This window comes from Pseudomonas gingeri, from assembly GCF_013385635.1.
In the GTDB taxonomy this organism is placed as follows: domain Bacteria; phylum Pseudomonadota; class Gammaproteobacteria; order Pseudomonadales; family Pseudomonadaceae; genus Aquipseudomonas; species Aquipseudomonas gingeri_A.
In genome coordinates this window covers 82,572-104,647 of the sequence record NZ_JACAPR010000001.1, presented here as the reverse complement: position 1 = coordinate 104,647, position 22,076 = coordinate 82,572, and the positions used below count along the sequence as shown (strand labels likewise).

18 protein-coding genes are annotated in these 22,076 nt (G+C 61.8%); 8 read left to right on the top strand and 10 right to left on the bottom strand.

Translation table 11 applies throughout. The features are described 5' to 3' along the window. Nucleotides 1-39: 39 nt before the first annotated feature. A complete protein-coding gene (locus HX851_RS00495) occupies nt 40-660 on the top strand; it encodes a flagellar basal body-associated protein FliL (protein WP_177058254.1) in 621 nt (206 codons plus the stop codon). A 160-nt stretch (nt 661-820) separates the two neighbouring features. Continuing rightward, complete coding sequence (glpT, locus tag HX851_RS00490) at nt 821-2,170, top strand: glycerol-3-phosphate transporter (RefSeq protein WP_177058255.1); 1,350 nt, start codon at nt 821-823, stop codon at nt 2,168-2,170. 93 nt (nt 2,171-2,263) lie between these two features. On the opposite strand, the gene HX851_RS00485 is transcribed toward glpT, so the two are convergent. Together HX851_RS00485 and HX851_RS00480 are read right to left on the bottom strand one after the other, a co-directional pair. Next, nucleotides 2,264-2,911, bottom strand: coding sequence for a gamma-glutamylcyclotransferase (locus HX851_RS00485; protein WP_177058256.1), 648 nt, complete (start codon nt 2,909-2,911; stop codon nt 2,264-2,266). A 27-nt stretch (nt 2,912-2,938) separates the two neighbouring features. Further along, nucleotides 2,939-5,341 carry a TonB-dependent receptor plug domain-containing protein gene (locus HX851_RS00480; protein WP_177064542.1) on the bottom strand — a complete coding sequence of 801 codons (2,403 nt, stop codon included), beginning with the start codon at nt 5,339-5,341 and terminating at the stop codon, nt 2,939-2,941. Between the two features lie 304 nt (nt 5,342-5,645). Here HX851_RS00480 and HX851_RS00475 point away from each other — a divergent pair, with 304 nt between their 5' ends. Further along, nucleotides 5,646-6,128, top strand: a complete 483-nt coding sequence (locus HX851_RS00475) for a sn-glycerol-3-phosphate transporter (protein WP_177058258.1) — start codon at nt 5,646-5,648, stop codon at nt 6,126-6,128. A 279-nt stretch (nt 6,129-6,407) separates the two neighbouring features. On the opposite strand, the gene HX851_RS00470 is transcribed toward HX851_RS00475, so the two are convergent. From HX851_RS00470 to HX851_RS00445, 6 genes are all read right to left on the bottom strand, one after another. Beyond that, entirely contained in the window at nt 6,408-7,376 is a 969-nt protein-coding gene (locus tag HX851_RS00470) for a CDP-6-deoxy-delta-3,4-glucoseen reductase (protein WP_177058259.1), read from the bottom strand. Next, nucleotides 7,376-8,842: a 4-hydroxy-3-polyprenylbenzoate decarboxylase gene (ubiD, locus tag HX851_RS00465; protein WP_177064540.1), complete on the bottom strand. Its 1,467-nt coding sequence runs from the start codon at nt 8,840-8,842 to the stop codon at nt 7,376-7,378. Before ubiD ends, HX851_RS00470 begins: the two co-directional genes overlap by 1 nt. A gap of 89 nt (nt 8,843-8,931) precedes the next feature. After that, a complete protein-coding gene (locus tag HX851_RS00460; protein ID WP_177064538.1) occupies nt 8,932-10,911 on the bottom strand; it encodes an acyltransferase family protein in 1,980 nt (659 codons plus the stop codon). 218 nt (nt 10,912-11,129) lie between these two features. Further along, complete coding sequence (gene rho / locus HX851_RS00455; protein WP_017125454.1) at nt 11,130-12,389, bottom strand: transcription termination factor Rho; 1,260 nt, start codon at nt 12,387-12,389, stop codon at nt 11,130-11,132. Nucleotides 12,390-12,634: 245 nt separating this feature from the next. Then, a complete protein-coding gene (gene trxA / locus HX851_RS00450) occupies nt 12,635-12,964 on the bottom strand; it encodes a thioredoxin TrxA (RefSeq protein ID WP_177058261.1) in 330 nt (109 codons plus the stop codon). Nucleotides 12,965-13,202: 238 nt separating this feature from the next. Continuing rightward, nucleotides 13,203-13,904 carry a FadR/GntR family transcriptional regulator gene (locus HX851_RS00445; protein WP_177064536.1) on the bottom strand — a complete coding sequence of 234 codons (702 nt, stop codon included), beginning with the start codon at nt 13,902-13,904 and terminating at the stop codon, nt 13,203-13,205. A 256-nt stretch (nt 13,905-14,160) separates the two neighbouring features. On the opposite strand from HX851_RS00445, the gene HX851_RS00440 reads away from it, so the two are divergent. The 5 genes from HX851_RS00440 (at nt 14,161) to ppx (ending at nt 18,833) form a co-directional block, all read left to right on the top strand. Next, on the top strand, nt 14,161-14,946 hold the full coding sequence (locus HX851_RS00440) for a transporter substrate-binding domain-containing protein (RefSeq protein ID WP_177058263.1): 786 nt from the start codon (nt 14,161-14,163) through the stop codon (nt 14,944-14,946). Between the two features lie 24 nt (nt 14,947-14,970). Continuing rightward, complete coding sequence (locus tag HX851_RS00435) at nt 14,971-15,636, top strand: amino acid ABC transporter permease (RefSeq protein WP_177058264.1); 666 nt, start codon at nt 14,971-14,973, stop codon at nt 15,634-15,636. Further along, on the top strand, nt 15,633-16,283 hold the full coding sequence (locus HX851_RS00430) for an amino acid ABC transporter permease (protein ID WP_177058494.1): 651 nt from the start codon (nt 15,633-15,635) through the stop codon (nt 16,281-16,283). The genes HX851_RS00435 and HX851_RS00430 overlap by 4 nt, the downstream gene beginning before the upstream one ends. Further along, on the top strand, nt 16,270-17,007 hold the full coding sequence (locus tag HX851_RS00425; RefSeq protein WP_177058265.1) for an amino acid ABC transporter ATP-binding protein: 738 nt from the start codon (nt 16,270-16,272) through the stop codon (nt 17,005-17,007). The genes HX851_RS00430 and HX851_RS00425 overlap by 14 nt, the downstream gene beginning before the upstream one ends. Before the next feature lie 323 nt (nt 17,008-17,330). After that, nucleotides 17,331-18,833 carry an exopolyphosphatase gene (gene ppx, locus HX851_RS00420; RefSeq protein WP_177058266.1) on the top strand — a complete coding sequence of 501 codons (1,503 nt, stop codon included), beginning with the start codon at nt 17,331-17,333 and terminating at the stop codon, nt 18,831-18,833. On the opposite strand, the gene ppk1 is transcribed toward ppx, so the two are convergent. Continuing rightward, nucleotides 18,820-21,042 (bottom strand): polyphosphate kinase 1, encoded by a 2,223-nt coding sequence (ppk1, locus tag HX851_RS00415; RefSeq protein WP_177058267.1) that lies wholly within the window; start codon nt 21,040-21,042, stop codon nt 18,820-18,822. The genes ppx and ppk1 overlap by 14 nt on opposite strands. Before the next feature lie 18 nt (nt 21,043-21,060). Next, nucleotides 21,061-22,074: a porphobilinogen synthase gene (hemB, locus tag HX851_RS00410; RefSeq protein WP_177058268.1), complete on the bottom strand. Its 1,014-nt coding sequence runs from the start codon at nt 22,072-22,074 to the stop codon at nt 21,061-21,063. Nucleotides 22,075-22,076: the final 2 nt, after the last annotated feature.

Sequence of the window (22,076 nt, the reverse complement as noted above, 5' to 3'; positions counted from 1 at the left end):
ACCGCGAGCGTGTCCGCTCTCCCCCATCGAGGCAAATCCATGATCCCACTGCTGCACAAACTGCTGCCCGGCGCATTGCTGCTTTCGGCCCTGGTGCTGCCCGCCACCGCGCTGGCACACAAGGACGACAAAGCGGCCATGGGTTTGCGCAACGTCACGGTACTGATCGTCCGGCACGCGGAAAAACCCGATCAGGGACGCGGCCTCAGCCCCCAGGGCGAACAACGTGCCGAAGCCTATGCCAGCTACTTCGACCCCTTGCAGCTCAAGGGCCAGGGCTTGCTCCCGCAACGCCTGATCGCCACCAGCGACAGTAAGGAAAGCGATCGCCCGCGCCTGACCCTCACGCCACTTTCGCAGCGCCTGCAACTGCCGGTCGAACAGCCCTATGCCGACGACCAGGTGGACAAGCTGGTCAAGTCCCTGGGCAAGAACAACCCAGTACCGGTGTTGCTGATTGCCTGGCACCACGGCCATATCGACAACCTGATCGAAGCTTTTGGTGGCGACACGAAAAAGCTCATCGGTCAGAAGCACTGGCCGGAGAATGTCTACGACTGGCTGCTGGTGCTGCGCTTCGATGACAAGGGGCAACTGATCGAGTCCCGCAGCGAGAAGATCCAGGAACATCTGCTGCCGGGCGATGGCGCCACGCCCTGAGTCTGGAAACGCCGCCCACCTGCCCCTGTGCGACATGTTCATAAAACAACATCAAGAGTCATCCATTTCTGACTTTTGTGAATGCGAAAGCCTGCTATTTTCGGTAACGAAAATGTAACATTCGCATCCGCAGTCAAAACAAGAAATCTGGAGCTCTTGAATGTTTGCCTTCTTTCGACCTGCCGCACACCAGGCGCCCCTGCCTGAGGAAAAAATAGACAGTACCTACCGCCGTCTGCGCTGGCAGATCTTCGCCGGTATCTTCTTCGGTTACGCCGGCTACTACCTGCTGCGCAAGAACTTCTCCCTGGCCATGCCGTACCTGATCGACGAAGGCTACAGCCGCGGCGAACTGGGTCTGGCGATGTCGGCGATCGCCATCGCCTACGGCCTGTCGAAGTTCCTCATGGGCCTGGTGTCCGACCGTTCCAACCCACGCTACTTCCTGCCCTTCGGCCTGCTGGTGTCCGCCGGGGTGATGTTCGTTTTCGGTTTCGCGCCCTGGGCGACCTCCAGCGTGACCATGATGTTTATCCTGCTGTTTATCAACGGCTGGGCCCAGGGCATGGGCTGGCCGCCAAGCGGGCGGACCATGGTGCACTGGTGGTCACAGAAGGAACGTGGCGGCGTGGTTTCGGTGTGGAACGTGGCGCACAACGTCGGCGGCGGCCTGATCGGCCCGCTGTTCCTGCTCGGCATGGGTCTGTTCAATGACTGGCACGCGGCGTTCTACGTCCCCGCGGCCGTGGCCCTGGCCGTCGCGGCCTTCGCCTTCATCACCATGCGCGATACCCCGCAGTCAGTCGGCCTGCCGCCGATCGAGAAGTACAAGAACGACTACCCGGAAGGCTACAACGCCAGCCACGAAGACGAATTCAGCGCCAAGGAAATCTTCGTCAAGTACGTGCTGCGCAACAAGATGCTCTGGTACATCGCCATGGCCAACGTCTTTGTCTACCTGCTGCGCTACGGCGTGCTGGACTGGGCGCCAACCTACCTCAAGGAAGCCAAGCACTTCGACGTCGACAAGACCTCGTGGGCGTATTTCTTCTACGAGTGGGCGGGAATCCCGGGCACCCTGCTGTGCGGCTGGATGTCGGACAAGATTTTCCGTGGCAACCGTGGCCTGACCGGCATGGTGTTCATGGGGCTGGTGACCGTGGCGACACTGGTGTACTGGCTCAACCCGGCCGGCAACCCGACCATCGACATGATCGCGCTGTTCTCCATCGGTTTCCTGATCTACGGTCCGGTGATGCTGATCGGTTTGCAGGCCCTGGAACTGGCACCGAAAAAGGCCGCGGGCACCGCCGCCGGCTTCACCGGCCTGTTCGGCTACCTGGGGGGTTCGGTCGCGGCGAGCGCGGCCATGGGCTACACCGTGGATCACTTCGGCTGGGACGGCGGTTTTGTCCTGCTGGTCGCTGCCTGCCTGCTGTCCATGGCGTTCCTGGCCCCGACCCTGTGGCACAAGCAGGTCGCCAGCCAGAGTCGCGAAGCCATTGCCTGACAGCCAGCAGAGACGCCGAACAGCCCGCATGATCGTTCCCATGCCCCGCGTGGGAATGCCTCAGCGGACGCTCCGCGTCCCGACCTGCAATGATCAGTGAGCGCCTGAACGACAGCGCTTGAGCCGCGCCTCCAGATTACGATCCGGCATGGCGTGGCTGCGCAGGGCACTGGCGGTCTGTTCGACATAGTCACGGGTGGTGCCATAACGCCCGCAGGCACTTTGCAGCACCTGGGTCAGCACACTGTCGGGCAGGTTGCCGGCGTAGCTGGGCAGGTGCCGCTCCAATACAAAACCCAAAGCCTGGACCGTCTGGCCATTTTCCAGACGGCAATTGAGCCAGTGCGGGCGGTAGGACGGCACGGGCATCTCGCGCTGCCACAAGGCATAGAGCGACGCCTCCAACTGCTCCTCCGGCAGCCGATAGGCAAAGCCGCTGCAGGAGCCGCCGCGATCCAGCCCGAACACCAGCCCCGGCAGTTCCGGCGTACCGCGATGCTCATGGGACCACAGGTACAGGCCACGGTGATAACCGTGGACCCGACCGCGCACCCGCTCCGCCGCCGAACACTCCGGCCGCCAGATCAGCGAACCGTAGGCGAACAACCAGACCGGACCGCCCTTGTGCCGGGCCATGGTGGCTTGCATCGAGCTGAGCAATTGTTCGTGGGTCAGCTGCGCCCCCAGCTCAAGGCGCGGCGGATAGGCCAAACTCAACAACGCAGGTTCTGTGACAGCCATGACGAATCGCGCGGAACTCCTGAATAGTTACCAGTTGTAAGTCACTTTACCGTAATAAAACGCGCCGCTGTAACCGTACGGCGAATAAGTGCTATAGGCCAGGTTGCCGCCGCTGTTGGCGTAGGCGCTGAGTTTTTCCGGGTATTTGTCAGTGACGTTGTCGCCGCCCAGGGTGAAGGTCCACTGCTTGAGCTTGTAGTCCGCGGCCAGGTCCAACAGCCAGGCCGCCTTGAAGGTCTGGTCGTTGATCGCATCGGCCTGGTAGCTGGTGAATTCGCCGTAACGCACCAGATTGCTGTGCAGCACCCAGTTGCCGAAGCTCAGGTCGTTCCCCAGGGTCAGCTTGTGCTGTGGCGTGGTATCACCCAGCAGGCCGAGCTTTTCCCGACGGTCCACCCGCACCAGGTTGACCCCCAGCTGGTTGAGGATCGCCGGGTTGTCCTTCACATCGGTGACCTTGGTGTGGTTGTAGTTGTAGCCCAGGGTGCTGTTCCAGCGCACGCCGTTATCCAGCTGGTAGCGATAGTTGGCGACCAGGTCGATGCCATTGGTGCTGGTATTGGTGGCGTTGGTGAAGTAACGGGCGGTGGTGTAGTTGATATTGCCCACACCGTTGGCCTGCAGGTAGTTGATCGCCGCGTTGTTCAGCACCAGGTTGGATGACAGGCTGATGCGGTCGCGGATGTCGATCCGGTAGACATCGGCGGTGACCGTCAGGTTGTCCGTCGGCTCCAGCACCAGGCCGAGGCTGTAGTTGCGCGATTTCTCCGCCTTCAGGTCTTCTGCCCCGAGCAGGCGCGCCACCTGGCTGTTGGCCGCGAAGGTGCCGGCTTCCTGGATGGTCGGGCCGATCAACTGCGACGAGGTGTAGGTAAAGTTCTGCTGGGCCAGGGACGGCGCGCGGAAACCGTTGGAAATACTGCCGCGAACGGCCACCCTAGGGGTGAAGTCGTAGCGCGCCGACAACGAACCGCTGACGTTCGAACCGAAGTCGCTGTAGTCCTCATGCCGCACCGCCGCCGAAGCGCTGAGTTTCTCGGTGAAGTTGGTTTCCAGGTCCAGGTACTGGGCGAAGTTGTGCCGCGAATAGCTGCCGGCGTCGGCCGCGCGAAAACCGCCAAGGCCGGAGCTGCCGCTCTGGTAATAGGATTCCGGCTGGCCGGCGCTGATCTGGTAGCCCTGGCGCAAGTACTCGGCGCCCACCGCCACCGATACCGGATACGGCAGCCAGCCGGGATTGAATTCCCGCGACAGGTCGAAGTTCAACTGGCGCTGGTCGTTGCTCAGGGTGCCGTTGTCGAACTTGCGCGGGCTGTTCAGGCCCAGCGAGGTGTTGATGGTCTCGGTGCTCAACTCGTACTGGTTCTTGCCGTAGTTGGCCGACAGGTCATAGTGCCAGTCGTCCGCCAGCAGGCCGCGCAGGCCGACCACCAGCGAGGTGTCCTCGAGATTGCCGCGAATCAGCGGCAGGTAGCCATTGGGGAAAATCGCCGGATTGTTGTTCGGGGCATTGCTGGCCCGGTAGAACGCCGCGGTTTCGCCCCGGCGCTTGCTGTAGCCGCCAAAGCTGTAGAGTTCGGCGGCGTCATTGAAGCTGTAGGCAGAGTTGAACTGCAGCTTGCCTTCGTTGGTCGACGGCTCGCCCTGGCGGAATACCTGCTGGCCGTAGGTTGTCGAGCCGACGCTGGCCGGACGGTAATCCTTGCCGGCGCGATTGGTGTAGTCGTTGTCGGCACCTTCGCCGGAGAGGTTGAAGAAGCCGTTGTCACCCAGGGCAAAGCCGCTGTTGCCGCCGATCTGGCGCTGGATGCCGTCGCCCTTCTTGTATTCGCCGAACTTGCTGGAGATCGAGCCGCCGTGGTCGCTGCTCTTGAGGATCACGTTGATCACCCCGGCAATGGCGTCGGAACCATAGCGGGCGGACGCACCGTCACGCAGCACCTCGATATGGTCGACCGCCGACAGCGGGATCGCATTCAGGTCCGCCGGGGCCGAACCCCGGCCCACCGCGCCGCCCAGGTTGACGAAGGCGCTGGTATGGCGCCGCTTGCCGTTCACCAGCACCAGCACCTGGTCCGGCGACAGCCCGCGCAGCTGCGCCGGACGCACCAGCTCGGCGCCGTCCACCAGGCTCGGGCGAGGAAAGTTGATCGATGGAATCAGCCGTGCCAGCACCGTGCCCAGTTCATCCGAACCGCTGCTGCGCAGGCTGTCGCCGCTGATCACATCGATCGGCGACAGCGAGGCGCTGGCCGTACGCTCCTGGGCGCGGGTGCCGGTGACAATCACAGTGTCGAGTTTCGGCGCGTCGGCCGTGGTGTTGTCCGCTTCGGCGACAGCCGCCGGGCTGAAGATTATTGCGCCTGCGGCGGTCAGCAAATGTGCCGACAAAATCGCCGAGTACAGCCGGTGTTGCGTGTTGCTCCCCATACCGCTCCCCTTGGAATCCAAAGTCGAGGCGTCTTGCCCCGAGTTCGCACGATCGGTCCGTGTGGCGAACGGTGTCGGTCATTGTGTTGATGATTGGCAGATACACAGCCGGTAGTCCGATGACATATAGCTTAATGATATGTAAAAAAGAAATTAAATATCGGAATCGAATATATATAAGCTAAACACGCTATCAGTAAAAATCCCTACAACCTTTTCAGACTCCTGGGTCTGACAACCCCTTGTCCGGCTTCGTATAACGGCCACCTCTTCAATCGCCGTGCACCACGAAAGGCCAACCCTCATGAACACATCGACCACCCTCAAGGTTCTCGTCCTGCTGCTGGGATCGACCGGCCTGGCACAGGCCGCACAGGAAGCAGCGCAGGAAAAAGGCTTCTGGTATGCCCAGACCAGCCTGTACACCCGGCACTACTCGCCGGACCCCGAGCATAACAATCGCCAGGACCTGATCGGCCTGGAGCGCCATGAAGCGTCCGGATGGGTGTATGGCGCGGCGACCTTTCGCAACTCGTTCAGCCAGCGGTCGTACTACGGCTACGTCGGCCAGCGTTTCGACAGCTCGCGGTATCCGCTGTATGCGAAGGTGACGGGAGGGTTGCTACAGGGATATCGCGGTGAGTACCGCGACAAGATCCCGTTGAATCGCCTGGGCGTGGCGCCCGTGATCATTCCGTCGGTCGGCGCCCATTACGGGCCGCTGGCGACCGAACTGGTATTTCTGGGTTTCAATGCGGCGATGATTACCACGGGGGTGCGGTTCTGAAGAGTCTGTAGTGATCTTGAGGACCTATTCGCGGGCAAGCCCCACGCCTACAGGTTTGCGTCGACCACAAAATCTCTAATCGACACCGAACTGTAGGAGCTGGCTTGCCAGCGATGTGGCCCATGAGCCATGCATCGCCTGAACGGACGCCATCGCCGGCAAGCCGGCTCCTACAGTTCGCCGGTGCAACAGCTATGATTGTTGTGGCCCCATCCCCCATAGGAGCAGGACTTGCCCGCGAACGCGATGGAACAAGCACAGAAAACCAGGCGCCTGGCGCTATGGCCTCGGCGCGTAGGCGAAGACGTCGGCACGCATCTGGTGGGCATCCATTCCGGCATTCACCAGCGCGTCCAGCGTCGCGTAGATCATCGCAGGAGAGCCGCTGGCATAGACCCGCACGCTCGACAAGTCGGCGATGTCCTCGCAGACCGCCTCATGCAGCATGCCGCAACGACCTTCCCAGCCGCACAGGTCGCTGACCACCTTGTGCAGGAACAGGTTGGGCAGCGTCTTCCACTCTTCCCAGTGTTCCAGCTCGTAGAAGTCCTCGGGCCGGCGCACGCCCCAGTACAGGTGCACCGGATGCGCGAAGCCGGTGGAGCGGCAATGCTCGATCAGGCTGTGCATCTGCGCCATGCCGGTGCCCGCGGCGATCAGCACCAGCGGGCCGTCCGGCAGTTCCGCCAGGTGGGTATCACCGAACGGCAGCTCGACCCGTGCCATCCGGTTGCGCTGCAACTGCTCGATCAGGTTCTGCGCACTGACTTCGCGCACCAGTACATGCAGTTCCAGGTCACGCCCGGCGTGGGGCGCCGAGGCCAGGGAAAACGCCGATTTCTCGCCGCTGTCGCGCTCGATCATCAGGTACTGCCCGGCGTGATAACGCGGCGGCTTGCCCGCCGGGGCCCGCAGGCGCACCCGCCAGACATCGCCACCGATTTCCGCGCATTCGGTCAACTGACACGCAAGGCTACGCACCGGCAGCTCTCCCAGGGCGAGAACACCATCCCAGAGCACCACGCAATCTTCCAGGGGCTCGGCAATACAAGTGTAGAACTCGCCATGGTCACGCACATCGCCCGCCTGCTCGACGCGCCCTTCCACCAACAATGCCGCGCAGACATGGCAGTTGCCATTGCGACAGCTCTGCGGGCAGTCATAGCCCAGTCGCCGGGCACCATCGAGAATCCGCTCGCCGGGCCGTATCTCGAGCACGGCTCCGGAGGGCTGCAAGGTCACACGCATCAATCTATTCCTAACTGATTCCAGATGGCATCGATCCGCCGGGTCACGGCCTCATCCTTGACGATCACCCGGCCCCACTCACGCGTGGTTTCGCCGGGCCACTTGTGGGTGGCATCCAGTCCCATCTTCGACCCCAGGCCGGACACCGGCGAGGCGAAGTCGAGGTAGTCGATCGGTGTGTTGTCGATCATCACCGTGTCGCGCTTGGGGTCCATGCGCGTGGTAATGGCCCAGATCACATCGTTCCAGTCCCGGGCATTGATATCGTCGTCGGTGACGATAACGAACTTGGTGTACATGAACTGTCGCAAAAACGACCAGACACCCAGCATCACGCGCTTGGCATGGCCCGGATACGACTTCTTCATGGTCACGACGGCCATGCGGTACGAGCAGCCTTCGGGTGGCAGGTAGAAGTCGGTGATTTCCGGGAACTGCTTCTGCAGGATCGGTACGAACACCTCGTTCAGCGCCACGCCGAGGATCGCCGGCTCATCCGGTGGTCGCCCGGTGTAGGTGCTGTGGTAGATCGGCTTGATCCGGTGGGTGATACGCTCGACGGTGAACACCGGGAAGCTGTCGACTTCGTTGTAGTAGCCGGTGTGGTCGCCATACGGGCCTTCCGGGGCCATTTCGCCCGGATGGATCACGCCTTCGAGGATGATCTCCGCGGTAGCCGGGACCTGCAGGTCATTGCCACGGCATTTCACCAGCTCGGTACGATTGCCTCGCAGCAGGCCGGCAAAGGCGTACTCGGAAAGGCTGTCCGGCACCGGCGTGACCGCGCCGAGGATGGTCGCCGGGTCCGCGCCCAGGGCCACGGACACCGGGAACGGCTGGCCCGGGTGCTTTTCGCACCACTCGCGGTAATCCAGCGCGCCGCCACGGTGGCTGAGCCAGCGCATGATCACCTTGTTGCGGGCGATCACCTGCTGGCGGTAGATACCGAGGTTCTGGCGATCCTTGTTCGGCCCCTTGGTGACCGTCAGGCCCCAGGTGATCAGCGGCGCGACGTCGCCCGGCCAGCAATGCTGGACCGGCAACATGCCCAGGTCGACATCATCGCCTTCGATGACCACTTCCTGGCAGACCGCGTCCTTGACCACCTTGGGCGCCATGGCGATGATCTTGCGAAAGATCGGCAGCTTGGACCAGGCATCCTTCAACCCCTTCGGCGGCTCGGGTTCCTTGAGAAAAGCCAGCAGCTTGCCGATTTCCCGCAGCTCGCTGACCGCCTCGGCGCCCATGCCCAGCGCCACACGCTCCGGCGTGCCGAACAGGTTGCCGAGCACGGGGATATCGAAGCCGGTGGGCTTTTCGAACAACAGGGCCGGGCCCTTCTTACGCAGGGTACGGTCACAAATTTCAGTCATCTCCAGGACTGGTGAAACCGGCACCTGGATACGTTTCAACTCTCCGCGCTGCTCAAGTTGCTGCACGAAATCCCGAAGATCCTTGAATTTCATTAACCATGCCACCCGTAAAATAGGCGTACATCCTACCTGCTCTTACGACCGCTGGCAGCTTATTGCACGCCCTTGCCAACCATTGCGCGCTAAAGACGTCCCGTCACGGTTTGATTGCGCAAGGTGGTGAACAAGGGCTCAAGGAACGCCTCGACATACCGCGATCCCACGTCGGAGAGATGGTTATCATCGGAGTACAACGAACGGCCACCAAGCTCGACACGACACCCACCGATTGCGTCACACAACTGCGGAGCAGGATCCAGCAATCTCACGTCAGGATCGACATCAGCCAGCCGTACGAACAACGCATCGATATAGGCCTGGCGCTTGAGATGCTCCGTCAGAGGTATGCCTTCCCCTTTGATAGGCAACCCCACCATCGCCAGGCGACTGAGACGATAAGGCACGCTGAAGTCCTGCAGGGGGACCTCCTTGACCAACCAGACCCTATGACCCGTGGTGCGTAGCTGCCGCACCAGGGACCCCATGCCTTCGGCGAAACGCCGCTCGGCGATAGCGCGGTCGTATTTTCCGGTTGCCGGGTCCATCAGGGCAGCCCCGGTATCACCCGAACGTTGCCCATAGACGTACAGGCTCCAACGCCCGGCCAACACCACGTCGCTGTACTTTTCCTGATCCAGCGCCTGGACTACACGCTGATTGAAACGCACACAACCCGGGGTGTTTTCGTTCCTGTTGAAAGGCAGGCACCCGGAATAGGCGGCGAGGGTAATATTGACGCCGTGCTTGCGAGCCTCATCTTCAAGGGCGGGAATCAAGGCCGCGGCATGGCTGTCCCCCCAGACCAGTGCACGCGCAGCCTGAGGTCGTGGACCAAAGTGACAGAACTGGCGATCGCTTTTCTTGTCATCCGAGAGACAGCTCATCAGCTCAGGACGCCAGGTGCGCGCCTCAGCATATTGCAGCGCCTGAGGTGACAGCCGCCAAGGAATGCCTTGCGCCCAACCCAGGCTTTTTCCCACCAGGCCCAAGCCGATGATGGCCATACCCGCCGCAACAAGAATCTGCCGACGCGCGGCCAGCAACCGTCGCTCACGAAACGGCATCTCGACAAACCGCCACGATCCATAACTCAGCACCAGACTCAAGATGAACAAGCCGGCAAGCTCCCAGGCGTCCAGGCCGTAGACACTGGCGTACTTGCCAAATACCAGCACCGGCCAATGCCACAGGTACCAGGAGTAGGAAATCAACCCGACGCCCACCAGCCAGCGATTGCTCAGCACCTGGCCCGCAAGGGTTGCCTGCTGGCCGTTGGCCCAGATCAGGCCAATCACGCCCACTACAGGTAACAAGGCAGCAACCCCGGGGAAGGGGGTGCTCGAATCATAACCACACACCGCCAACAGGATCAGCCCCAGGCTCAGCAAGCTGACCGCCTGTGCCTTTATCGGGCTGGTCGGTTGCCCGGCAGGCATGACCGCCAGCATCACACCCGCCAGCAACTCCCAGGCGCGCATGGGTAACAGGTAGAAGGCTTTTTGCGGAGCATGAATCACCGCCCACTGACTCATGGCAAAAGACATCAGCAGCAACAGGAACAAGGCCGTGCGCCAATGCTTCAACCGACTCGACAGCAGCATCAGCAGGAGCGGGAAAATAACGTAGAACTGCTCTTCGATCGATAACGACCAAGTATGCAGCAGGGGGGTGAGATCAGACGACGTCTCGAAATAGCCATCCTGGCGCGCGAACAGCAGGTTGGAAGTGAAAACCACCTGGTAATGAATTGAACGCCCCAGCTCGTCGTAGTCCCTGGGGGTCAGCAGAAACCACCCCGCCACCAGGGTCGCCAGAATCATGACGAACAATGCTGGCAAGATTCGCCGGGCACGCCGGGCCCAGAATTCGGCAAGGCTGAAACGTCCACCCAGGCGCTCGCGCCAGATGATCGAGGCAATGAGGTAGCCGGAGATCACGAAAAACACATCGACACCGACAAAACCGCCGGTGAACCCTGGGACATCAAAATGAAACAGCACAACTGCGATTACTGCTACAGCACGCAAGCCGTCGATATCCTTTCGATAGGCAAGAGAGCTCATCAACCCAAGAGACCCATTCAGATAGAAAATACGGTGACGCCCAGCGTAGTCGAGTTTTCGAATCCTGCACTCGCCGATCACAAACCGCTTTTGCTGTCCTGGCGCTCGTTATTGTCAGCCTGTGGCGAGACTTTCATCTACAAGATTGCGCCCATGCCGGACGCGCCCTCAAAAAAAAGCGCCCCGTCGGGGCGCTTTCTCTGATCTGAAACGCAGTCTTACTTGCGCTTCATCGACAGGAAGAACTCATCGTTGGTCTTGGTCTGCTTCAGCTTGTCGACCAGGAACTCGATGGCCGCCACTTCATCCATCGGATGCAGCAGCTTGCGCAGGATCCACATGCGCTGCAGCTCGTCGTCGGCCGTCAGCAACTCTTCACGGCGAGTGCCGGAACGGTTGATGTTGATCGCCGGGAAGACGCGCTTTTCAGCGATCTTGCGGTCCAGGGGCAGTTCCATGTTGCCGGTACCCTTGAACTCCTCGTAGATCACTTCATCCATCTTCGAGCCGGTTTCAACCAGCGCGGTGGCGATAATGGTCAACGAACCGCCTTCCTCGATGTTCCGCGCGGCACCGAAGAAACGCTTCGGTTTCTCCAGGGCGTGGGCATCGACACCGCCGGTCAGGACCTTGCCGGAGCTCGGGATCACGGTGTTGTAGGCACGGGCCAGACGGGTGATGGAGTCGAGCAGGATCACCACGTCCTTCTTGTGCTCAACCAGGCGCTTGGCCTTCTCGATCACCATTTCGGCAACCTGTACGTGGCGGGTTGGCGGCTCGTCGAACGTCGAGGCAACCACTTCGCCACGCACGGTGCGCTGCATTTCGGTCACTTCTTCCGGACGCTCGTCGATCAGCAGTACGATCAGATGCACTTCCGGGTTGTTGCGGGTGATGTTCGCCGCGATATTCTGCAGCATGATCGTCTTGCCCGCTTTCGGCGGCGCCACGATCAGGCCACGCTGGCCCTTGCCGATCGGTGCGCAAAGGTCGATCACGCGACCGGTCAGGTCTTCGGTGGAACCGTTGCCGGCTTCCATCTTCATGCGCACGGTCGGGAACAGCGGGGTCAGGTTCTCGAAGAGAATCTTGTTCTTCGCGTTTTCCGGACGATCGTAGTTGATCGTGTCGACCTTGAGCAGGGCGAAATAACGCTCGCCTTCCTTCGGAGGGCGGATCTTGCCGACGATGGTGTCACCGGTGCGCAAGTTGAAGCGACGGATCTGGCTTGGCGAGACGTAGATGTCGTCCGGGCCGGCCAGGTAGGATGCGTCGGAAGAACGGAGGAAGCCGAAGCCGTCCTGGAGGATCTCCAGCACGCCATCACCGGAGATTTCCTCGCCGCTTTTCGCGTGCTTTTTCAGCAGGGAGAAAATCACATCCTGCTTGCGCGAACGGGCCATATTTTCTATGCCCATCTGTTCGGCCAATTCGAGCAGTTCGGTAATCGGCTTTTGCTTGAGTTCAGTCAGATTCATATAGGAATGACGTAATCATTTATGGAGGGGGGAAATTAAGCTTTTGGCTTAATGAGGCCGCGCCGCGGAGAAGGCGACAGGATCGCGTACTTGTTCGAAAAGGAGAGCGTCGGCGACGGCTTGCAGGGGGCAGTGGAGAAACCAGTGCGGGGCCGAATGTAACACCTGGGTTTCGGAGCGTCTAGCCCCTTTTTACGAAAAAGCCCCGCAATTTGCGGGGCTTTTTCATGACAGCCAAACGATGCTCAGATGTTGGCGTCGAGGAAAGCTTGCAGCTGCGACTTCGACAGGGCGCCGACCTTGGTCGCCTCGACGTTGCCGTTCTTGAACAGCATCAGCGTCGGGATACCACGCACGCCGTGCTTGGCCGGGGTTTCCTGGTTGTCGTCGATGTTCAGCTTGGCGATGGTCAGCTTGCCTTCGTAGGTGCTGGCGATATCGTCCAGGACAGGTGCGATCATTTTGCACGGACCGCACCACTCAGCCCAGTAGTCGACCAGTACAGGGCCTTCAGCCTTCAGGACTTCTGCTTCAAAGCTCGCGTCGGTGACGTGCTTGATAAGATCGCTGCTCATGGATGTCTCCGGAGTTGTGAGCCAAAAAAAACGTTGCCCATCATAGCCGTCCTTCCTACGTACAGGAAGCCGCAGATGATTGAGTCTAACTATGGTGTTCCATGACTCAGGGTATAGCACGTGGCTCCTGCAGGAGCAGGCGTCCCGGCTTGCCCGCAAAGCTTTTGGCGGTCTCACGGGCCTCATCGCTGGCAAGCCGGGCGCCTGCAAGGATCGCATTCAGCAGTGAGAGCGCCGATCAGCCGGGGGTGACAAAGGCGATGCCGGTGCGCAACGCGGCATTGCGCACATGCTCCTGCATGGCCTTCTGCGCCGGACCGCAGGCCCGCCGGGCCAGGGCACGGAGGATCTTGCGGTGCTCCTGCCAGGTTTCCATCGCCCGTTCCGCCCGGATGAACGGTAGCTTCTGGCTCTCCAGGAACAGCTCGGCACTGGCACTGAGAATGCCGGCCATCGCCTGATTGCCGCTGGCCAGCAGGATCCGCCGGTGGAAATCGAAGTCCAGGCGCGCCGCGGCCTCGAAATCCCCAGCGCGCAATTGCGCGCGCATGGCGTCGACATTGTCCTGCAGGGCATCCAGCTCGTCTGCCGTCAGCGTCACCGCCGCCAGTCCCGCCGCGAACCCTTCGAGGGCATAACGCAGTTGGAAGATGTCCTCCGCCGAAGCCTGGGCCGCGAACGGCCAGGCCAGGCCGCCGGCCACCGGCACCGGCTCTACCGCCGCCTGGACAAACACGCCCTTGCCCGGTTGCACGCTGATCACCCCCAGCGCACTCAGGGACGACAGCGCCTCGCGCAGGGAAGCGCGGCTCACCCCCAGTTGCACCGCCAGGTCGCGTTGCGAGGGCAGCGCATCGCCCGGGCCAAAGCCCTCGTCGCTGATCAGTTTACGGATGGCTTGCAGCGCCACTTCAGGTACGGCGCGGGAAATCGAATTCATTGTTTTCAGGCTGATCGGTCCGGTGGAGCGCTAGTTGTAAAGCTATTGCGGGCGGGCGGCAAGTCACGCCCAGCGGTGGTTCGGTCACCGCGACGAATGCTCGATAACGGTGCGAAAAGCCGGCCAACTGTTCAGACCAGTAAGACCATTAAAAGCGCCTTGAAGCCATGGCGAACGCGGTTCCAGGCCAGTCTGGCATGAGCTGTGCAATACCGATCGACAGAAATCATCCCCTTTTTCAATTCGGAGATCTGCCATGACCAAAGGCTTCAGCGCCCTGCTCACCGCCCTGTTCGCCAGCCTGATGCTGGGCCAGGCAGCCGCCCATGCCAACGGCCTGGACGATGTCGTTGCCCGTGGCACGCTCAAGGTCGCCGTCCCCCAGGACTTCCCGCCCTTCGGCTCGGTCGGCCCGGACATGAAGCCCCGCGGCCTGGATATCGACACCGCGAAACTGCTGGCCGACCAGCTCAAGGTCAAGCTGGAACTGATCCCGGTCAACAGCACCAACCGTATTCCGTTCCTCACCACCGGCAAGGTCGACCTGGTGATCTCCAGCCTCGGCAAGAACGCCGAACGGGAGAAGGTCATCGACTTTTCCCGCGCCTACGCGCCCTTCTACCTCGCGGTATTCGGCCCGCCCGAGGCGTCGATCAACGGCGTGGATGACCTCAAGGGCAAGACCATCAGCGTCACCCGCGGCGCCATCGAGGATATCGAGCTGACCGCCGTGGCCCCCGAGGGCGTGACCATCAAGCGCTTCGAGGACAACAACACCACCATCGCCGCCTACCTGGCCAAGCAGGTCGACCTGATTGCCAGCGGCAACGTGGTGATGGTCGCTATCGCCGAACGCAACCCGAAACGCATTCCGGCGATGAAAGTGAAGCTCAAGGATTCCCCGGTCTACGTCGGCGTGAACAAGAACGAGCCGGCCCTGCTGGAAAAAGTGAACCAGATCCTCGCCGCGGCCAAGGCCGACGGCAGCCTGGAGAAGAACGCCCAACTCTGGCTCAAGCAACCCCTGCCCGCCGATCTTTGATCCGGTTTTCCCGAGGTTCGCTCCATGGCTTATCAGTTCGACTTCCTGCCGGTGCTGCACAACGCCGACCTGCTGTTGCGCGGCGCCCTGTTCACCCTGGAGCTGACGGCCATCGGCACCCTGCTCGGGGTCAGCCTGGGGATCGTCGGCGCAGCGGTAAGGGCCTGGCGGATCCAGCCCTTCGCGGCGATCTTCGGCGTGTATGTCGAACTGATCCGCAACACGCCGTTCCTGGTGCAATTGTTCTTCATCTTCTTCGGCCTGCCGTCCCTGGGGCTGCAGATTTCCGAATGGCAGGCGGCGGTACTGGCGATGGTGATCAACCTGGGAGCCTATTCCACGGAGATTATCCGCGCCGGCATCCAGGCGATCCCGCGCGGGCAGCTGGAAGCCGCGGCCGCCCTGGCGATGAGCCGTTTCGAAGCCTTTCGCCACGTGGTCCTGCTGCCGGCGCTGGGCAAGGTCTGGCCGGCGCTGAGCAGCCAGATCATCATCGTCATGCTCGGCTCGGCGGTCTGCTCGCAGATCGCCACCGAGGAACTGAGCTTCGCCGCCAACTTCATTCAGTCGCGCAATTTTCGCGCGTTTGAGACCTACACCCTGACCACCCTGATCTACCTGTGTATGGCCCTGTTGATCCGCCAGTTGCTGAACTGGCTCGGGCGCCGTTACCTGGCGAGGAACCGCTGATGGATTTCACCTTCCGGGATATCGTCAACAACCTGCTGGCCGGCCTGCAATGGACCCTGGTGCTGTCGCTGGTGGCCTTTGTCGGCGGTGCCCTGATCGGCCTGCTGATCATGGTCATGCGCATTTCCGACAAGTCCGTGGCCCGCGGTTTTGCCCGCGCCTATATCGAACTGTTCCAGGGCACGCCGCTGCTGATGCAATTGTTCATGGTGTTTTTCGGCGTGGCCCTGCTCGGGGTGGATATCTCGCCCTGGCTGGCGGCGGCGATAGCCCTGACGTTGTTCACCAGCGCCTACCTGGCGGAGATCTGGCGCGGCTGCGTCGAGTCGATTCCCCACGGCCAGTGGGAAGCCTCGTCGAGCCTGGCACTCAATCCGTACGAACAACTGCGCTACGTGATCCTGCCGCAGGCCCTGCGTATTGCCGTGGCGCCGACCGTGGGCTTTTCGGTGCAGGTGGTCAAGGGCACGGCCGTGACCTCGATCATCGGCTTCACCGAACTGACCAAGACCGGCGGCATGCTCGCCAACGCCACCTTCGAACCCTTCATGGTCTACGGCCTGGTAGCCGCCGGCTACTTCCTGCTGTGCTACCCCCTGTCCCTCAGCGCGCGCTACCTGGAAAGGAGACTGCATGCCGCTTCTTAGAATTTCCGCCCTGCATAAATACTACGGCGACCATCATGTGCTCAAAGGCATCGACCTGAGCGTCGAGGAAGGCCAGGTGGTCGCGATCATCGGCCGCAGCGGGTCGGGCAAAAGTACCCTGCTGCGCACCCTCAACGGCCTGGAGTCGATCAACGACGGGGTGATCGAGGTCGATGGCGAATACCTCGACGCCGCCCGCGCCGACTTGCGCAGCCTGCGCCAGAAGGTCGGCATGGTGTTCCAGCAGTTCAACCTGTTCCCGCACCTGACGGTCGGTGAAAACGTCATGCTCGCGCCCCAGGTGGTGCAGAAAGTGCCCAAGGCCAGGGCCGCCGCCCTGGCGCGACAAATGCTCGAGCGGGTCGGCCTGGGCGAGAAGTTCGACGCCTTTCCGGATCGTCTGTCCGGCGGCCAGCAGCAGCGCGTAGCCATCGCCCGGGCCCTGGCGATGTCGCCGAAAGTCCTGCTCTGCGACGAGATCACCTCGGCCCTGGACCCGGAACTGGTCAATGAGGTGCTCAGCGTGGTGCGCCAGTTGGCGAAGGAAGGCATGACCCTGATCATGGTCACCCACGAAATGCGCTTTGCCCGGGAAGTGGGCGACAAGCTGGTGTTCATGCACCAGGGCAAGGTCCATGAAATCGGCGATCCGAAGGTGCTGTTCGCCAACCCGCAGACCGCCGAGCTGGCCAACTTCATCGGCACCGTGGAACCGGAAGCCTGAATCCCGACCGCCAGAGACTCCCCGCCGATCCCCATGGTGTCGCCACGCGCCCGCGTGGCGACACCCCATCGCACGCCCCTCCTGCCGCTGTCTGCGTCACTGAAGTGTCATATTTCAGTAGGAAAAATCACCTAATATCGTCCCGTTGATAAAAATTTCCAGATACGCCAAGCCCTTTCAAAAGCAGTCCCACTCATCGCCCTGATCCCTCCTGTCTACACGGGTAAAAAGCCCGGCGGTCTACCGCGCCTCAAGCACCATCCGTTGGCGGCGACGATCGATCGTGGCACGATGGCCGGGTTATCGACCGAGATCCTTCAACCATGCCGCATTCCCAAGCCAAGAATCTTTCCCTGATCGCCGCTATCGACCTGGGCTCGAACAGCTTCCACATGGTCGTGGCCAAGGCCCAGAACGGTGAAATCCGCATTCTGGAGCGGCTCGGCGAAAAGGTTCAGCTGGCCGCCGGTATCGATGAAGAGCGCAAGCTCAGCGAAGAATCGATGCAGCGCGGGCTCGATTGCCTGAAACGTTTTGCCCAACTGATCAACGGCATGCCCCTGGGCGCCGTGCGGATCGTCGGCACCAACGCCTTGCGCGAAGCGCGCAACCGGGCCGAGTTCATCCACCGCGCCGAGGAAATCCTCGGCCACCCGGTAGAAGTCATTTCCGGCCGTGAAGAGGCCCGACTGATCTACCTCGGTGTTTCCCACACCCTCGCCGACACTCCGGGCAAGCGCCTGGTCGCCGATATCGGCGGCGGCAGTACCGAATTCATCATCGGCCAGCGCTTCGAACCGCTGCTGCGCGAAAGCCTGCAGATGGGTTGCGTCAGCTACACCCAGCGGTATTTCCGCGACGGCAAGATCACCCCGGCGCGCTATGCCCAGGCCTACACGGCGGCGCGCCTGGAAATCATGAGCATCGAGCATGCCCTGCATCGCCTGACCTGGGACGAAGCCATCGGTTCCTCCGGGACCATCCGCGCCATCGGCCTGGCCCTGAAGGCCGGCGGCCACGGCAGCGGCGAGGTCAATGCCGAAGGCCTGGCCTGGCTCAAGCGCAAGCTGTTCAAGCTCGGCGATGCCGAGAAAATCGACTTCGAGGGCATCAAGCCCGACCGCCGGACCATCTTCCCGGCCGGCCTGGCGATTCTCGAAGCGATCTTCGACGCCCTCGACCTGCAACGCATGGACCACTGCGACGGCGCCCTGCGCGAAGGCGTACTCTACGACCTGCTGGGTCGCCATCATCACGAAGACGTCCGTGAACGCACCCTCACCTCGCTGATGGAGCGTTATCACGTCGACCAGGAACAGGCGGTTCGGGTCGAGCGCAAGGCCCTCCATGCCTTCGACCAGGTGGCCAAGGACTGGGAACTGGAGGACGGCGTCTGGCGGGAACTGCTGGGCTGGGCGGCGAAGGTCCATGAAGTCGGCCTGGATATCGCCCACTACCAGTACCACAAGCATGGCGCCTACCTGATCGAGCACTCCGACCTGGCCGGTTTCTCCCGGGAAGACCAGCAGATGCTGGCACTGCTGGTGCGCGGCCATCGCCGCAACATCCCCAAGGACAAGTTCGCCGAATTCGGTGATGAAGGCATCAAGCTGATTCGCCTGTGCGTACTGCTGCGCTTCGCGATCCTGTTCCATCACATCCGTGGCACCCAGGAAATGCCGCAGGTCACCTTGCGTGCCGACGGCGATAGCCTGGATGTGGTGTTTCCCAAGGACTGGCTGGAGCAGAACCAGCTGACTCAGGCCGACTTCGCGCTGGAAGCGGAGTGGCTGACCCGAGTCAGTATTACCCTCAACGTACGCTGAGGAGCGGATTGCTCAGGCGATCCAGCAGGGTTGCCTGGGCGCTGCGGGCGTTCTGGTTGCCGGTCGGCGTGTTGCGGATGTAGCGACCGTCCGACTGCAGGCTCCAGCTGTGGGTGTTATCGGTGAGATAACTTTCCAACTCTTTCTTGACCCGCATGATCAACTTCTTGCCCTCTACCGGGAAGCAGGTCTCGACGCGCTTGTCGAGGTTGCGCTCCATCCAGTCGGCACTGGACAGGAACATCTGCTCCTCGCCGCCGTTGAGGAAGTAGAACACCCGGGTGTGCTCCAGGAAGCGGCCGATGATCGAGCGCACGTGGATATTGTGCGAGACCCCGGCAATACCCGGACGCAGGCAGCACATGCCACGCACCACCAGGTCGATACGCACGCCGCACTGGCTGGCCTTGTACAGCGCGCGGATGATCTTCGGATCGGTCAGCGAGTTGAACTTGGCGATGATGTGCGCCGGCTTGCCGTCGACGGCGAACTGGGTTTCCCGGGCAATCATGTCGAGCATGCCCTTCTTCAGGGTGAACGGCGCGTGCAGCAGTTTCTTCATGCGCAGGGTCTTGCCCATGCCGATCAACTGGCTGAACAGCTTGCCGACGTCCTCGCACAGCGCATCGTCGGAAGTCAGCAGGCTGTAGTCGGTGTACAAGCGGGCGTTGCCGGCGTGGTAGTTACCGGTGCCGAGGTGCGCATAGCGGACGATCTCGCCGGCTTCGCGACGCAGGATCAGCATCATCTTGGCGTGGGTCTTGAAGCCGACCACACCGTAGATCACTACCGCTCCGGCCGCTTGCAGGCGGCTGGCCAGTTGCAGGTTGGACTCCTCGTCGAAGCGCGCGCGCAATTCGATCACCGCGGTGACTTCCTTGCCATTGCGCGCGGCATCCACCAGGGCATCGACGATTTCCGAGTTGGCGCCGCTGCGGTACAGGGTCTGGCGTACGGCCAGGACATGCGGGTCCTTGGCGGCCTGGCGCAGCAGGTCGACCACCGGGGTAAAGGATTCGAACGGGTGCAACAGCAGAATGTCCTGCTTGCTGATCACACTGAAGATGTTCTCGCTGTTCTGCAGCAGCTTGGGGATCTGCGGGGTGAACGGCGTGTATTGCAGCTCCGGATGACTGTCCAGGCCGGTGATGCTGAACAGCCGGGTCAGGTTCACCGGGCCATTGACCTGGTACAGCTCGGTCTCGGCCAGGTTGAACTGCTTGAGCAGGTAGTCCGACAGGTGTTTCGGGCAGGTGTCGGCGACTTCCAGGCGCACCGCATCGCCGTAGCGACGGGAGAACAGTTCGCCGCGCAGGGCGCGGGCCAGGTCTTCGACATCCTCGGAATCCAGTGCCAGGTCGGCGTTGCGGGTCAGGCGGAACTGGTAGCAGCCCTTGACCTTCATGCCCTGGAACAGGTCGTCGGCGTGCGCGTGGATCATCGATGAGAGGAATACATAGTTATCGCCAGCCCCCCCTACCTCCTCGGGTACCTTGATGATCCTCGGCAGCAGGCGCGGCGCCGGGATGATCGCCAGGCCGGAGTCGCGGCCGAAGGCGTCGATACCCTCGAGCTCGACGATGAAGTTCAGGCTTTTGTTCACCAGCAACGGGAACGGGTGCGTCGGGTCGAGGCCGATGGGCGTGATGATCGGCGCGATCTCGTCGCGGAAATAGCGGCGCACCCAAGTCTTGAGCTTGGTGGTCCAGTAGCGGCGACGGATAAAGCGCACCTGGTGCTTTTCCAGCTCCGGCAACAGGATGTCGTTGAGGATCGCGTACTGGCGGTCGACCTGGCCGTGGACCAGCTCGCTGATGCGCGCCAGGGCCTGGTGCGGCTGCAAGCCGTCGGCGCCGGCCTGTTCGCGGGCGAAGGTGATCTGCTTCTTCAGCCCAGCGACGCGAATCTCGAAGAACTCATCCAGGTTGCTGGAGAAGATCAGCAGGAACTTGAGCCGTTCCAGCAACGGATAGGACTCATCCAGCGCCTGTTCCAGCACGCGGATATTGAACTGCAGCTGCGACAGCTCGCGGTGGATGTACAGGCTGCTGTCATCCAGGCTCGGAATCGCCACCGCCGACGGCACCGCCACATGCGGCGCCTCGGCAACCACCGGCACGGGTTCCAGCTCCGGCGGGGTTTCGACGATCTGCTCGACCACCGGTTGAGCGTCTTTTACTTCAACTTCGCTGAGTCCTTCGGTATTCATCGAGTGTTCCTGTGAGGGCTATTTTTGCTCTCGTAGCAATTGAGCGGCACGAACGGCAAAGTAAGTCAGGATGCCATCAGCGCCGGCACGTTTAAAAGCGGTCAGGGATTCGAGAATAACCCCTTCACTCAACCAACCATTCTGGATCGCCGCCATGTGCATGGCGTATTCACCGCTGACCTGATAGACAAAGGTCGGCACCTTGAATTCATCTTTGACCCGGTAAAGGATATCCAGGTACGGCATGCCCGGCTTGACCATGACCATATCGGCACCTTCGGCCAGGTCGGCAGCCACTTCATGCAGGGCTTCGTTGCCGTTGGCCGGGTCCATCTGGTACGAGGCCTTGTTCGCCTTGCCCAGGTTCAGCGCCGAGCCGACCGCATCGCGGAACGGGCCGTAGTAGGCGCTGGCGTATTTTGCCGAGTAGGCCATGATCCGCACGTTGACGTGGCCGGCCAGTTCCAGGGCTTCGCGAACCGCCTGGATCCGGCCGTCCATCATGTCGGACGGCGCGACCACCTGGGCACCGGCTTCGGCATGGGACAAGGCCTGCTTGACCAGCGCATCGACGGTAATATCGTTCTGGACGTAGCCTTCTTCATCGAGAATGCCGTCCTGACCGTGGGTGGTGAACGGGTCCAGGGCCACATCGGTAATCACCCCCAGTTCCGGGAAACGCGCACGCAACGCACGGGTGGCACGCTGGGCAATACCCTGCGGGTTCCAGGCTTCGGCGGCGTCCAGGGACTTCAGCCCGGCCGGCGTGACCGGAAACAGGGCCAGCGCGGGAATCCCCAGCTCGACCCACTTCGCCGCTTCTTCCAGCAACAGATCGATGGTCAGGCGCTCGACGCCCGGCATCGAAGCCACGGCTTCGCGATGGTTTTCGCCGTCCAGCACGAACACTGGCAAAATCAGATCGTCGACAGTCAGAACATTCTCACGCACCAGGCGCCGAGAAAAATCATCACGACGATTGCGTCGCAGGCGGGTAGCGGGAAACAGGCGATGGGCGGGGGTAAAGCTCACGG